At 72.8% G+C, this 14,817-nt stretch carries 11 protein-coding genes; 10 read left to right on the top strand and 1 reads right to left on the bottom strand.

What is annotated here, in order from left to right; translation table 11 throughout:
• The first annotated feature begins 22 nt into the window (after window positions 1-22).
• From ACT3SP_RS11970 to ACT3SP_RS11925, 10 genes are all read left to right on the top strand, one after another.
• Window positions 23-1,666, top strand: coding sequence for an ABC transporter substrate-binding protein (locus ACT3SP_RS11970; RefSeq protein WP_444587519.1), 1,644 nt, complete (start codon window positions 23-25; stop codon window positions 1,664-1,666).
• 87 nt (window positions 1,667-1,753) lie between these two features.
• Entirely contained in the window at window positions 1,754-2,719 is a 966-nt protein-coding gene (locus ACT3SP_RS11965) for an ABC transporter permease (protein ID WP_444587518.1), read from the top strand.
• 1 nt (window position 2,720) lies between these two features.
• Window positions 2,721-4,766, top strand: coding sequence for a dipeptide/oligopeptide/nickel ABC transporter permease/ATP-binding protein (locus ACT3SP_RS11960; protein ID WP_444587517.1), 2,046 nt, complete (start codon window positions 2,721-2,723; stop codon window positions 4,764-4,766).
• The gene (locus tag ACT3SP_RS11955; RefSeq protein ID WP_444587516.1) at window positions 4,763-5,605 is read left to right on the top strand and encodes an ABC transporter ATP-binding protein; all 843 of its coding nucleotides are present in this window, start codon (window positions 4,763-4,765) and stop codon (window positions 5,603-5,605) included. Before ACT3SP_RS11960 ends, ACT3SP_RS11955 begins: the two co-directional genes overlap by 4 nt.
• A gap of 40 nt (window positions 5,606-5,645) precedes the next feature.
• Complete coding sequence (locus ACT3SP_RS11950; RefSeq protein ID WP_444587515.1) at window positions 5,646-6,605, top strand: dihydrodipicolinate synthase family protein; 960 nt, start codon at window positions 5,646-5,648, stop codon at window positions 6,603-6,605.
• Window positions 6,598-7,536 carry an ROK family protein gene (locus ACT3SP_RS11945; RefSeq protein WP_444587514.1) on the top strand — a complete coding sequence of 313 codons (939 nt, stop codon included), beginning with the start codon at window positions 6,598-6,600 and terminating at the stop codon, window positions 7,534-7,536. The genes ACT3SP_RS11950 and ACT3SP_RS11945 overlap by 8 nt, the downstream gene beginning before the upstream one ends.
• A 56-nt stretch (window positions 7,537-7,592) precedes the next feature.
• On the top strand, window positions 7,593-8,288 hold the full coding sequence (locus ACT3SP_RS11940) for an N-acetylmannosamine-6-phosphate 2-epimerase (RefSeq protein WP_444587513.1): 696 nt from the start codon (window positions 7,593-7,595) through the stop codon (window positions 8,286-8,288).
• Between the two features lie 49 nt (window positions 8,289-8,337).
• Window positions 8,338-9,501, top strand: coding sequence for a hypothetical protein (locus ACT3SP_RS11935; RefSeq protein ID WP_444587512.1), 1,164 nt, complete (start codon window positions 8,338-8,340; stop codon window positions 9,499-9,501).
• Window positions 9,502-9,556: 55 nt separating this feature from the next.
• Window positions 9,557-10,768: a sialidase family protein gene (locus ACT3SP_RS11930; RefSeq protein ID WP_444587511.1), complete on the top strand. Its 1,212-nt coding sequence runs from the start codon at window positions 9,557-9,559 to the stop codon at window positions 10,766-10,768.
• Entirely contained in the window at window positions 10,765-11,907 is a 1,143-nt protein-coding gene (locus ACT3SP_RS11925; protein WP_444587510.1) for a sialidase family protein, read from the top strand. Before ACT3SP_RS11930 ends, ACT3SP_RS11925 begins: the two co-directional genes overlap by 4 nt.
• 119 nt (window positions 11,908-12,026) lie before the next feature.
• Here the strand turns inward: ACT3SP_RS11925 and ACT3SP_RS11920 are convergent, their stop codons facing one another.
• Window positions 12,027-14,708, bottom strand: coding sequence for a S8 family serine peptidase (locus tag ACT3SP_RS11920; RefSeq protein ID WP_444587509.1), 2,682 nt, complete (start codon window positions 14,706-14,708; stop codon window positions 12,027-12,029).
• Window positions 14,709-14,817: the final 109 nt, after the last annotated feature.

Genomic DNA, 14,817 nt, shown 5'->3' with positions numbered 1-14,817 from the left:
CCACAGAAGGGACGCATCAACGGTGATCACCACTCCCACCGGTCGACTCGGCCGACGCGGCTTCCTCCGCGGCTCCGCCGCTCTCGCCGGTGCCGCCGGCATCGTCGCCGGGATCGGCGCCTGCGCCCCCCGCGACGACGACGCCGGAGGCTCCGGCACCGACGCCGACGCCGGCGGCGCCCCCGCGGGCGAGGCCGACGCCGACGGCCACATCGACGCCGCCATCAGCTACGAGCTCGGCACCAACGGCTACGACCCGATGACCACGTCGGCCGCGCTGACGGTCGCGGTCAACTGGCACACCCTCGAGGGCCTCACGGAGCTCCACCCCGTCACCCGCGAGGTCTACGCGGCGCTGGCCACCGAGGTCCCCACCGCCGAGAGCGACACCGTGGACGTCCGGATCCGCGAGGGCGCGGTCTTCCACGACGGCTCCCCGGTGACTCCCGAGGACGTCGTGTTCTCCTTCGAGCGCGTGCAGGATCCGGACAACGCCTCGCTGTACGCGCAGTTCATCCCGTTCCTCGACACCGTCTCGGTCAAGGACGACACCACCGTCACCTTCACCCTCGCCCACCCCACGGGCGTCTTCGCCGAGCGGCTGTCCACCGTGAAGATCGTGCCGAAGGCCGCCGTCGAGGAGGATCCCGAGGCGTTCGACTCGAACCCGATCGGCTCCGGGCCCTGGCGGATGACCGACAACTCCGCGACGTCCAAGATCGTCGAGTTCGAGCGCAACGACGATTACACCGGCCCGATGCCCGCCCGGGCCAGGACCATGAGCTGGCAGGTGATCCCGGATCCCTCGACCCGCACCAACGCCCTCCAGTCCGGCACCGTGCAGGCGATCGACTCGGTCCCCTACCTGTCCATCGAGCAGCTGGAGGCCACCGGCGGGGTCGAGTCCGTGGGCGGCTTCGGTCTGCTCTTCGCCATGTTCAACAACAGCGAGGACAACCCCTTCCACGATCCGAGGAACCGCCAGGCCTTCCTGTACGCCATCGACATGGACAAGGTCATCGAGACCGGCCTGGCCGGTCAGGCGGAGGCGGCCAGCTGCTTCGTGCAGAAGGACCACCCGAACTACTCGGAGGCCTCGACGGTCTACTCGCTGGACCTCGAGACGGCGAAGGGGCTCTTCGAGGAGACGGGCCTGACGTCCTTCCGGATGCTGTGCACCGATCACGACTGGGTCGCCCAGTGCACCCCGATCATCCAGGAGTCCCTCGCCGCCGCCGGGGTGGAGGTGCAGTTCGAGCAGAAGCAGTCGGCCGACGTCTACACCACCATCGACGGCAGCCCGGAGGCGTACGACGTGGTGATCGCCCCCGGCGACCCCTCGGTGTTCGGCAACGATCCCGACCTGCTGATGCGCTGGTGGTACGGCGCCGACGTCTGGACCGACAGCCGCATGCACTGGAAGGGCCAGGACTCCTACGAGGAGGTCCAGGACCTGCTGGCGAAGGGCCTGGAGGCGACCGACGACTCGGAGCAGGAGGCGACCTGGACGGAGCTGTTCGACCTGCTCTCCGAGGAGGTCCCCCTGTACCCGCTGTTCCACCGCAATGCGCCCACCGCCTGGGACCCCACCACCCTGGTGGACTTCCAGCCGATCTCGCTGACCGGGCTCAGCTTCGTCGACGTCGCCTCGACCGAAGCGTCCTGACCCCGGGCGTCGGGGCCGACGGCAGCTGCTGTCGGCCCCGGCCCCTGTCGCACCGTCCCATCCCCTCGCCCCGCCACGGAGGACCTCGTGTCCCAACTCGTCCGACTGATCGGGCGGCGACTGATCGCACTGCCGCTGATGATCCTCGGCGTCACCCTGCTCGTGTTCGTCATCATGTCGTTCTCGCCCTCGGACCCCGCCCGTCTCGCGCTCGGCGAGTCGGCCTCGCCCGCAGCGCTCGAGATGTACCGCGAGGCCAACGGCCTCAACGACCCGATCTGGCTGCGCTACTTCACCTTCCTCGGCGGCCTGGTCCGCGGTGACCTCGGCACCACCAGCGGCAACGTCCCGGTGACCGATGTGGTCGCGCACGCCTTCCCGATCACCCTGCAGCTGACCTTCCTCGGCCTCGCCGTCGCCATCGTGCTCTCCGCGGTCCTCGGTGTGCTCGCCGCGCTGTTCCGCGACCGCTGGGTCGACCAGGTGATCCGGATCCTGACGGTCGCCGCGCTCGCCACCCCGTCCTTCTGGCTCGCGATCCTGATGATCCAGTGGCTCGGCGAGATCCCCGGCGGCTGGGGGCTCTTCCCCGCCCTGGTGACCCGCTGGGTCGGAGTCTTCGACGATCCCGCCACCTACCTGCGCAACATCGCCCTGCCCGCACTCGCGCTCGCGATCCCCGTCGCCGGGTCGCTGACGCGCGTGGTGCGCACCGCGATGGTCGAGGAGCTGGACCGCGACTACGTGCGCACCGCCGTCGGCGCCGGCATCCCCTATCCCGTGGTGGTCAGTCGCAACGTGCTGCGCAATGCGCTGATCACGCCGATCACCGTGCTCGGCCTGCGCGTCGGCTACCTCATGGGCGGCGCCGTGATCATCGAGATCATCTTCAACATCCAGGCCATGGGCCAGCTCATCCTCGACGGCGTCACCCGCAACGACGTGTTCCTCGTGCAGGGCGTGACCCTCGTGGTCGCGATCGCCTTCATCGTGGTGAACATCGTGGTGGACCTGCTGTACGTCGTCGTCAATCCCCGGATCAGGAGCATCTGACATGCGACCCGCGCTCGGATCCCGTCTCCAGTCGGTCAGCGGCAGCCCGCTGGCCCCCTTCACCGCCCTCCCCCTGGCCAGCCGCATCTCGGTCATCTTCCTCGCGGTGCTCGGGCTGGTCGCCGTCTTCGCGCCGCTGGTCAGCCAGCACGGCCCGCTCGCGACCGGCACGCCCGTGCAGCCGCCCGGCGCCGAGCACTGGATGGGCACCGACGCGATCGGGCGGGACATCTTCGCCCGGGTCGCCCACGGCGCCCGCTCCTCGCTGCTGATCGGCCTGGCCGCGACCGCCGGGGCGCTGGTCGCCGCGGCCGTGATCGGCTCGATCGCCGCCACCGGGGCGAAGATCCTCTCCGAGGTCGTCATGCGCGTGCTCGACGTGGTGATGTCCTTCCCCGGCATCGCCCTGGCCGCGGTGTTCGTCGCCGTGTTCGGCACCTCGCTGCCGGTGCTGATCTTCGCCATCGGCTTCCTGTACGTCCCGCAGCTGGCCCGTGTGGTGCGCGCCAACGTGCTCTCCCAGTTCGGGGAGGACTACGTGGCCGCCTCGCAGGTCATGGGCGCCTCCACGGCGTGGATCCTGGTCAAGCACGTGGCCCGCAACTGCATCGCGCCGATCATGGTCTTCGCGACCGTCCTGGTCGCCGACGCGATCGTGCTCGAGGCCTCGCTCTCCTTCATCAACGCCGGCGTGCAGCCGCCGGGCCCGTCCTGGGGCAACATCCTCGCCGACGGCAAGCAGCTGCTGCTGTCCGGCTACTGGTGGCCGACCTTCTTCCCCGGTCTGATGATCCTGCTGACCACCCTCGCCCTGAACATCCTCTCCGAGGGCCTGACCGATGCGATGGCCAGCCCCCGCGTCAAGGTCGCGGTCGACGTCGAGGCCGACGAGCAGGCGCTCGTCGGGACCGAGGTCGACGGCGCGGCGGCAGCGCCCGCCACGTCCCGCGAGCACCACCGGACGGAGCACGAGGTGCTGGGCGCGACCGACGAGGAGACCGCGCACCGGCTGCTGGTCGAGTCGCTCTCCGCGCTGCGCGCCGCCGAGAGGGCGCGGCCCGAGCGGGTGCCGGCCGACGACGTCTCCGCGCCGCTGCTCGAGGTGAAGGACCTGCGGGTCTCCTTCCCCGAGGCGCACGGCGAGGTCGACATCCTGGACGGCGTCTCCTTCCAGGTCCGGCCCGGGGAGACCATGGGCCTGGTGGGCGAGTCCGGCTCCGGCAAGTCCGTGGCGAGCCTCGCGGTCATGGGCCTGCTGCCCCGGACCGCGCGCATCAGCGGCGAGGTGCTGCTGCACGGCACGGACCTGCTGTCCCTGCCCGCCAAGCGGATGAACGCCCTGCGCGGCCACGAGATCGCGATGATCTACCAGGACGCGCTCAGCTCGCTGAACCCCTCGATGCTGATCCGCTCCCAGATGGCGCAGCTGACCCGCCGCGGCGGCACCCGCAGCGCCGAGGAGCTGCTCGAGCTGGTGGGGCTGGAACCGCAGCGGATGCTGAACTCCTACCCGCACGAGCTCTCGGGCGGTCAGCGCCAGCGCGTGCTGATCGCGATGGCCCTGACCCGCGACCCGAAGCTGGTGATCGCCGACGAGCCCACCACGGCCCTCGACGTCACCGTGCAGAAGCAGGTCGTGGACCTGCTGAACTCCCTGCGCGAGGAGCTCGGCTTCGCCATGGTGTTCGTCAGCCACGACCTGGCGCTGGTCTCCCAGCTCGCCGACCGCATCACCGTGATGTACGCGGGTCAGGTCATGGAGCAGGCCACCACCCACGAGCTGCTCATCGACCCCCGGCACGAGTACACCCGCGGCCTGCTCGGCTCGGTGCTCTCGATCGAGGCAGGTGCCGAGCGCCTGCACCAGGTCCCCGGCACGGTCCCCTCTCCGCGGGACTTCGCCCGCGGCGACCGCTTCGCCCCCCGCTCCCTGGATCCGTCGGCCGATCCCACCGCCCGGCCCCGGCTGGTCGAGATCGGCGTCCCCGGCCACCGCGTGTCCACCACGGGCGAGGTGCCCGCTCCCCTCGAAGGAGGTCAGCGATGACCACCGAGAACAGTCCCTCGTTCTCCTCCGACGTCCCCGCCGACGGCTCCGCTCGGCCCGTCCCCACCATCGAGCTGCAGGACGTGCACGTGGTGCACCGGCTGCGCAGCGGCGGCCTGCTCCACCCGGACACGATCCGCGCCGTCGACGGCGTGAGCGTGTCGGTGCGGCGCGGCGAGGTCCTCGGGATCGTCGGCGAATCCGGCTCCGGGAAGTCCACGCTCGCCCGGGTGATGACCGGGCTGCAGCCCGTCACCAGCGGGCACGTCCTGTTCGACGGGAAGGCCCTGGGCCGCGGCCGCGGCGCCCGTCGTGCGCTGGGGCGGAACGTGTCGGTGGTCTTCCAGGATCCCTCGACCGCGCTGAACCCGCGACTGGCGGTGCGCGAGACCCTCATGGACCCGCTGCGGGTGCACGGCATCGGCACCGAGCCCGAGCGCCTGGCCCGGGTGAAGGACCTGCTGCATCTGGTGGGCCTTCCGCAGTCCGCGCTCGAGGTGCTGCCGCGCCAGCTCTCCGGCGGGCAGCGCCAGCGCGTCGCGATCGCGCGGGCCCTCGCCCTCGAGCCCCGGATCATCGTCGCCGACGAGCCCACCAGCGCGCTGGACGTGTCGGTGCGCGCCCAGGTGCTCAACCTCCTCACCGACCTCAAGCAGGAGCTGGGGCTCGGGCTGGTGTTCATCTCCCACGACATCAGCACCGTCCGCTTCATCTCCGACTCGATCATCGTCATGAACCACGGGAAGGTCGTCGAGCACGACTCGGCCGCCCGGATCTTCACCGAGGCGAAGGACGAGTACACCCGCACCCTGCTCGCCGCCGCCCCCTCGCTGCTGTGAGCACCCCAGACACCACCGACTCCCGAAGGAGCATCCCCTGATGAGCACCACCTCGACCCCGCTGACCGGCGTCGTCCCCCCGCTGCTGACCCCGCTGACCCCCGAGGGCGACGTCGATCTGCCCTCCCTCGAGCGGCTGGTCGGCCACCTGCTCGAGGGCGGCGTGGACGGCATCTTCGCTCTCGGCTCCTCGGGGGAGGTCGCCTTCTGGGACGACGCCCGCCGCGAGGCCGTCCTCGAGGCCGTGACCGGCACGGTGGCCGGACAGGTGCCGGTGATCGCGGGCGTCATCGACATGCAGACCGACCGCGTGATCCAGCACGTGCGCGCCGCGGAGCGCTTCGACCTCGACGGCTACGTGGTCACCGCCCCGTTCTACGCGATCACCGGACCGCAGGAGATCGACGCCCACTTCCGGGCGGTCGCCGCCGCCACCGAGAGGCCGCTGTGGGCCTACGACATCCCCGTGTGCGTGCACGCGAAGCTCGCCCCCGGCCAGCTGCTGCAGCTGGGACGCGACGGGGTCATCACCGGCGTGAAGGACTCCAGCGGCGATGACGTCGGCTTCCGCCGCCTCGCCGCCGCCAACCGCGCCGCCGGATCGCCGCTGACCCTGCTGACCGGCCACGAGATCGTCGTCGACGGCGCCTACCTCGCGGGGGCCGACGGCTCCGTCCCCGGGCTCGGCAACGTCGACCCGGCCGGCTACGTGCGCATGCACCGTGCGGCGCGGACGGGCGACTGGGAGCAGGTGCGCCGCGAGCAGGACCGCCTGGCCGCGCTGTTCGAGATCGTCTTCCAGCCCACCGACAAGGTCGGCCCCGCCGCCGGCGTCGGCGCGTTCAAGACCGCGCTGCGCGAGCTCGGCATCTTCTCCACCAACACGATGGCCGCCCCGATGACCCCGATCGAGGGCGAGAGCGTGGACCGCATCCGCGCGATCCTCGAGGACACCGGGATGCTCGAGCAGGCAGGGGCCGGCGGACCCGCCGATGTCTGATCCGGTCCTCGCCCTCGACCTCGGGGGCACCAAGATCCGCGCCGCGCTCGTGCACGGCGCGGAGCACGACCGCGCACCGCACCTCGAGCGCGTGGCCGAGGTGGCGACGCCGGCGGGCGAGGGCCCTGCGGCGATCCTGGGCGCGGCCGGCGAGCTCGCCGAGCAGGTGCGCTCCGGAGCCCGGGTGCGGGCGGTGGGGCTGTCCTCCGCCGGGGTGATCGACAGCGCCCGCGGGCTGGTCACCCATGCCACCGGCTCGCTGACCGACTGGGCCGGGACCGACGTCGTCACCCCGCTCCGGGAACGGTTCGGCATCCCGGTCAGCGCTCTGAACGACGTCCACGCCCACGGACTGGGCGAGGCGCGCTTCGGCACCGGTCGCGGCCGCGGCTCGCTGCTGCTGGTCGCCGTGGGCACCGGCATCGGCGGCTGCCACGTGGTGGACGGCCGCGTCGTGATCGGCGTCCACGGAGCGGGCGGCCACGTGGGACACGTGGCGGTGCCGGAGGCCGAGGGCGTGCCCTGCCCCTGCGGCCGCCCGGGGCATCTCGAAGGGCTCGCCTCGGGGCCGGGGATCGTCCGGCTCGCCGCCCGGCTCGGGGCCGACGCCGCCCTGCGGGACGGCCGGTCCCTGGCCGCCGCCGCCGCGGCCGGGGACGAGATCGCGCTCGAGGCGTACCGGATCGCGGGCTTCGCGACCGGACGCGTGATCGGGGGCCTGCTGAACGTCCTGGACCCCGAGGCGGTGGCGCTCACCGGCGGCGTCCACGCCTCCCCCGCACCCTGGCACGACGCTCTGGCCCGCGGCATCGAGCACGATGCGATGGACGTCGTCGCCGGCTCTCCCGTCCTCGCCGCGAGCGCCGGCGCGCACGCCGCGCTGCTCGGTGCGGCCGCCCGCGCGCTGGACGACCTGGTCCCGCCGCCCTGATCCCCGTCCCGTTCCCGCCGGCTCCCCTCCTCCGCCGCCCTCCCGAAAGGACCTCCATGCACCCGCTGGTCGCCCCGCTGAAGGACTCCCTGATCGTCTCCTGCCAGGCCTATCCCGGCGAGGCGATGCGCGATCCTCGCACCATGGCGCAGGTCGCCGCCGCGGTCCAGGCCGGCGGCGCCTCCGCGGTGCGCGCGCAGGGCCTCGCGGACATCCGTCAGGTCCGGGCCGCCGTCGACGTCCCGGTGATCGGGATCTGGAAGGACGGCGCCGAGGGCGTGGTCATCACCCCGACCCTCGAGCACTGCCTCGGCGTGATCGAGGCCGGAGCGGACGTGCTCGCCCTGGACGGCACCACCCGGCCCCGGCCCGACGGGCGCACCTTCGCCGAGACCGTCACCGCTGTGCGGCGGCGGTTCGACGGCCCGCTGATGGCGGACTGCGACTCCCTCGAGTCCGCGCTGATCGCGTCCGAGCTCGGCGTCGAGATCATCGGCACCACCCTCGCCGGCTACACCGGGGCCCGGCCGACGACCGACGGCCCGGACCTCGAGCTGCTCGGTGAGCTCGCGGACCGCCTCCCCGAGACCTCGGTGCTGGTCGCCGAGGGGCGCGTGCACACCCCGCAGCAGGCGGCCGACGCCCTCGCGGCGGGCGCCTTCGCCGTCGTCGTCGGCACCGCCATCACCCACCCGACCAGCATCACCGGCTGGTTCCGCACCGCCGTCGAGGCCGCCGCGGACGGCAGCTGAGACCCCGCCCCGGAACGACCTGACCCTGGCCCCGACGATGGGAGACCCCATGGCCCGCACGTCCCCGGAACCCGACCGCCCGATCCCCCACCTGCCCCCGACCGCACCGGACGCTGCTCCCTCGCCCGCCGCCGCCCGCATCCCCCGCGGTGCCGTGCTCGCCGGTCTCGGCGCCGCCGGCGTCGGGCTGGCGGCGACGCTCGCCCCCGGGGCCCCCGCGCATGCCGCCCCGCCGACGGAGCTGCCGGTCCTGCGCCCGGGCCAGGACTGGGAAGCGGTGCTCGCGGAGACTCCGCAGGTGCAGCTCGAGCCGGGCGCACGCTACGTCCTCGAGGCACCGGTCGCGCTGCCCGACGGAGCGCTGGTCCGCGGCAACGGCGCGCTCGTGACCACCTCCTCACGGGGCCACGGCGCCTTCGAGGTCGAGGGCGTCCGGGACGTCACCCTGCAGGGGCTGCGCCTCCACGGCGCCGAGGACTCCCCGCTCGACGTCCCGCTCGAGACCGCGCACACCGCGATCCGCGCCCGCCGCGCCACGAACCTGCGTATCAGCGACTGCGACCTGGTGGGATGGCGCGGTGCCGGCATCGCCGCCACCGGCAGCATCGAGGACGACTACTTCTCCTACGGGCTGCAGATCTCCGACTGCCGCTTCGAGGCCTGCTGCATCGGTCTCTCCGCGGCCGACCGCTGCGAGTACTCGCTGCTGTCCACGAGCATGTTCACCGCCTGCCGCCTCGCGGTCTGGAACTCCTCGGGCAACTGGAACCTCAGCGGGAACGTCGTCGTCGGATGCTACGGCGCCTACTACTCGATCGCGGCGACCAGCCCCTTCGGGAGCGCGAGCAGCGACAACTGGGGCCACGGCTCGATCACGGGCTGCACGCTGAACCACTCCGACGGCGGCGCCCCGCGGCACTGGACCGGTGAACTCGCCCTCCCCGTCGGCGGGGAGCTGCGCGACCCCGGCCCCGGGGTGGTGCTCGAGGGGGTGCTGCCTCCGACCTTCAGCGCGAACACGCTCTGGTACACCTCCGTGACCGCCCGAGCGCTTCCCTCGACCGTCTGGGACCTCACCGGCTGCACCCTCTCGGACCTGCGGATCACGCAGGACGGCGGGGCCCCGGTGCGCCTGATCGGCCTGCAGTCCCATGCCGGCGCCTCCCACGCCCCCGTGCTGGTGGGGGACGTCCACGATGCTCTCGCCCCGTGACCTCACGGGACGGGTCCCGGAAGGAAGACACCCTCTGATGAAGGAGACACCCCCGATGGACATGACACGACGCGCGATGCTCGGCACCGCCGCCGGACTGGCCGCCCTCGGCGCCGGGAGCGCGAGCGCCCTGGCCGTCCTGCCGCCGCCGAAGGAGAACGGGCGCCGGCACGGCGTCTACGAGGAGCAGGTGCTCGCGGCGCCCGGCGACCACGGCGTCGCCAACTTCCGCATCCCCGCCCTCGCGGTCGCCCCCAACGGCGACCTGCTGGCCGCGTACGACAAGCGGCCCGTCTTCGGCGACTCCCCCGCCCCGAACTCCATCTGGCAGCGCCGCTCCCGCGACAACGGCCGCACCTGGGAGGAGCCGACCGTGGTGCGCGCCGGCAACGAGTCCGAGGAGCCCGGCGAGAAGACCGGCTACTCCGATCCCTCGTACGTGGTGGACCAGGAGACCGGGACCGTCTTCTGCTTCTGCGTGTACTCCAAGGACGCCGGCCTGTGGGACAGCGACTACGGGGACGACGACGAGGACCGCGACGTGATGAGCGCCAACCTCAGCGTCAGCCACGACTCCGGCGAGACCTGGGAGCACCGCTCGCTGACCGCGGTCGTGAAGCCGGAGGACTGCCGGGCCACCTTCGCGACCTCCGGCGCCGGCATCCAGCTGCGCTACGGGGAGCACCGGGGTCGCCTGGTCCAGCAGTACGCGGGCCTGTTCCGCGGCGAGGGCGACGGCGAGGTCGTCCAGGCCTACTCGGTCTACTCCGACGACCACGGCGAGACCTGGTGGATGGGCACGCCGGTGGGGACCGAGATGGACGAGAACACGGTCGCCGAGCTCTCCGACGGCACCCTGATGATGAACTCGCGCGAGCACGTGCGCACCGGTGCGCGCTGGGTCGCCCGCAGCCATGACGGCGGGGAGACCTGGGAGGATCTGCACCGCGACGCATCCCTCGTCGATCCGGGCAACAACGCCCAGCTCACCCGCGCCTACCCCGACGCGCCCCAGGGGTCGCGCAAGGCGCGGATCCTGCTGTTCTCCCACACGGACAACATGCCCAACGACCGCATCAACGGCACCGTCGAGATCTCCATCGACGACGGCGCCACCTGGGAGCGCAAGCGCGCCTTCCAGCCCGGCGACTGCTCCTACTCGGTGATCATCCCGATCCACCGCGGCCTGTACGGGCTGCTCTACGAGGGCGAGGACGAGGCGATCACCTTCGCCCGCCTCGACATGAACTGGCTGCTGTCCCGATGATCTCCCTCGGCGCCGACCCCGCGCCCGTGCCGGACGCGCCGCTCCCCCACACCGTGCTCGCACGGGCCGGGGAGGGGCCCTGGCCCCACTACCGGATCGTGGGGCTGGTGCACCTGGGCGACGGACATCTGCTGGCCGGCTTCGACGGCCGGGACACCGGGCAGGACGTGCCCGATCCGACCGGACTCGTGCAGCGCCGCTCCGTGGACGGCGGGCGCACCTGGGGCCCCGTCGAGGAGCTGAGGGCCGCGGACCGCGAGGGACGGCACTGGTACTGCGATCCCAGCTATCTCCACGACCCGGACAGCGGCCGGGTGGTCATGTTCCACACCCATGCCAAGGACCGCGGCGTGTGGGACGCGGTGGCCGGCACCGACGACGAGGACCGGCGCGTGATGGGCTCCGCCGTCGGCGTCTCCGAGGACCAGGGCCGCAGCTGGACGTTCCGCTCCGTGACCGCGGTCGCCGCCCCGCCGGAGCTGATGCGCACCGCGTTCCCCACCTCCGGGGCGGGCCTCCGCCTGCACCGAGGGCCGCACGCGGGGCGGCTGCTGCAGCCGTTCTGCGGATGGTTCCGCGAGGGCGGGAGCGCCGGGGACGGTCCGGCAGACGGGGAGGTGGTGCGCTCCTTCGTGCTGTTCTCCGACGACCACGGCGAGACCTGGCGGCGCGGCGAGCCCGTGGGCGAGGACATGGACGAGACCACGATCGTCGAGCTCTCCGACGGGCGCGTGCTGCTGAACTCCCGCGACCACGCCCGCGGCGGGCATCGCCGGATCGCCGTCTCCGCCGACGGCGGGGCGAGCTGGGAGGACCGCGGGATCGATCCGCAGTTCGTCGATCCGGGCAACAACGCCCAGCTGGCCCGGCGCTTCCCGGAGGCGGCCGAGGGCGACCCCCGCGCTCGCGAGCTGCTGTTCAGCAATGCCCACGACCGCTTCGCGCGGATCCGCGGCACCCTGAGCGCCTCGCACGACGACGGGGAGAGCTGGCAGGAGGCGCTGGTGTTCGAGCCGGGCCCGCTGGACTACTCGGTGGTGCAGGCGCTCGACGACGGCGCGGTGGGCGTGATCTGGGAGGTGGAGTCCCGCGAGATCCGCTTCGCGAGGATCGAGGCGGGGGACCTGCCCCCGGCCTGACGTCCGGACGGCTGCGCAGGCTCAGCGGGCGGGCTCAGCACGCACGCGACGGACGACGACGGGGCGGCGGCACCGTGAGGGTGCCGCCGCCCCGTCGGCCCGGAGGGTGCTCCGGGCTCTCAGCGGTTCCCGGGCGCGCGCGGGTCCGCGTACTCGATCGAGAACCGCGGGGAGGTGTAGGTCTCCCAGTGCTCCGGGTCCTCCGGATCGCCGAGGGGCTTCAGCACCGCCATCTCGAGGACGTACTCCCCGTTCTTCACGCTGCGCGGCTTCTGGTTCGCCAGCACGAAGCGTCCGTCCCAGCCGTACACCTCCGGCTCGCCGGAGCGCCCCACATGGTCCATCGCGTCGATCGTCCCCACCGAGGGGTTCACGAGCTTCAGGGAGCCACCCGCGCGCACCTCGTAGGCGCGCACCTCGAGCCGCTCGGCCGGGTAGGCGAGGAAGTGCGCGAGGTAGGGGATGTCCTCGTCCTCCATCGTGTAGGTGTGCCCGCCCTCCGGGTCCAGCAGCACGCCGCCGGCCCCGTCGCTCACGCCGAGGGAGGGCAGCCCCATGCCGAGGTCGTCGAGGACGTCCAGCGCCTGGTAGTCCCCGGAGAGGCCCGCGAAGGGGACGACCATGTCGTCCTCCGCGCCGGTCAGGGTGATCCAGCCGCCGTGGACGATGCCGTCCTCGCCGAAGTCCTCGCCGAGGGTGACGGCGAGCTCGGAGGTGGAGCGCGCGGGGACGGTCAGGGTCGACGCGGCCGGCTCGGCGATGCTCTCGGCCGCGTAGAACTCCGGATCGTCGGTGGTGGGGCCGGTGGCCACGCCGTGTCGCACACCGACCTGGTAGGTCTGCTCGGAGTCGGAGTCGTTGGTGACCTCGAGCGTGACGGTCACCGGTCCGTCCTCGCCCTCGCCGAGGGAGATCGTGGGCTCCTCGACGCGGGTGGTCGAGTGCACGGCGCCGACCATGTCGAGCAGGCCGGCACCCTGACGGTGGACCGGTTCGAGGTAGCCCTCGTCCGGGAGCAGCGACCAGGTCAGCGGATCCGCGGAGTTCATCATCGCGGTCTTCACCCTCTGCGGGGTGAGGTCCGGGGAGGCCTGCAGCAGCAGGGCCGCGGCGCCGGCCACGTGCGGGGCGGCCATCGAGGTGCCGGACATGGAGCCGTGCCCGCCCTGCTCGAGCGGGATCGTCGACCAGATCGATCCGCCCGGGGCGGCGATGTCCGGCTTCAGCTCCAGCTCGGCGGTGAGCCCGTAGGAGGAGAAGTCGGAGACCAGGCCCGCGGTGGGGTTGTCGAGGAGGACGGTGCCCTCCTGCCAGGCCCAGGTCGCCTCGTCGGCCGCGAGCGTCTCCTGCAGGGCGAGACCGTCGTCCTGGCTGATCATCACCACCGGGATCGTGATCGCGGGGTCACCCTCGACGGTGGGGTTCACCGCGGCCGGGGCGTTGTTGTAGAGGATCACGGCGTCGTAGCCGGCCTCCTGCCCGGCCAGCGCCTTCTCGTGGAAGGAGCACACCCCGCGCTCGACGAGCAGGGCCTGGTCCTCCCCGGCGGGAGGCACGGCGGCCGGGTCGCAGGCCTGGCCGGCGTCGGTGCCCGGCGCGCCCGCGGAGACCAGGGCCAGCTCGCCGGAGCTCGGCGCCGCCGGCCCTCCGCTCGCCGGGGCGTAGCCGATCTCCGCTCCGGCCGCGGTGGCGTAGGGCGAGCGCAGGTGCGTGCTGTCCACGGAGGCGACGGTGATCGCGCTCGAGGCGATGCCCGGCGCGCCGCTGGAGAAGGTGCCGGCGACGCCCTCGTTGCCGGCGGAGATCACCACGGCGACGCCGCGGGCGCTGAGCACGTCCGCGAGCTGCGCGGTCGGGTAGTCCTGCCAGGTCATGAAGCTCGCGCCGAGGGACATGTTCACCACGTCGACGCCGTCGACGGCGGCCTGCTCCATCGCCGCGAGGATCACGTCGGTGCTGCTGGAGCCCTCGCAGCCGAACACGCGATAGGACATCAGGTCGGCCCCGGGTGCGGCGCCCACCACCTCGCCGTCGGCGCCGATGATGCCCGCGACGTGGGTGCCGTGGCCCCCGCAGTCGTCGGGGTACTCGTCCGGGACGGGGTCCTCGCCGGTGCGCGAGTCGTAGTCGTCGCCGACGAAGTCGTATCCGCCGACCACCCGATCGTTCGGGAAGTCGGCCTGCTCGTCGTCCACGCCGGAGCCGCCGAGGTCGGGGCTGTTGTAGTCGATGCCGGAGTCGATCACCGCGACGGTGACGCCCTCGCCGGTCAGGCCGTCGACCCGCTGGACCTGGTCGACGCCGGTCATGGCGTTGCCGACCACGTCGTTCGGCTCCACCTCCCCGGGCCCGGGCAGGGGCACCTCGAGCACCGGGTACACGGCGGTGACGCCCGGGAGGGCGCGGAGCCGGTCCACGTCGACGTCCTCCATGGCGACGGTCATGCCGTTCCAGCCGGAGACGAAGGTCTCCTCGACCTGGAGCTCGATCTGCTCGGACTCGGCCCGCTGCCGGACCCGCTCCTGGGACTGCGTGTTGTCGGCGGAGCTGCCGCCCCGGAGCACGGGCTCGCCCTCGACCTCCACCAGCCAGCGGCCCGGGATCGTGGTCTCGTCGGCGTCGAGGACGTCGGTCGGGGTGGGCGCGTCGACGCCGAATCCCGACGCGGTGCCGAGCAGCTCGGGGCCGTCGCCGTCGGCGAGCGCCGGTGGGGCGACCAGGAGCCCGGCGACCAGCGCCGCACCGGCCGTGGCCGCGATCGCACCGCGAGGTCTGGGCAGGTCAGAACGGTTGAAGTGCATCGTTGCAGTCCTCCGAGGGGATGGGACGGAGGGTGTGCCGCGCCTCATCGCGCCCGGGGAGACCGGTGCACACCGCCGCTGAGCATTCCACCACGGATCGGGCCGCGCC

The organism is Brachybacterium sp. AOP43-C2-M15 (genome assembly GCF_052446295.1).
In the GTDB taxonomy this organism is placed as follows: Bacteria; Actinomycetota; Actinomycetes; order Actinomycetales; family Dermabacteraceae; genus Brachybacterium.
Note: the sequence above shows the minus strand (reverse complement) of the source record. Positions and strands in the feature narration are given on the sequence as shown.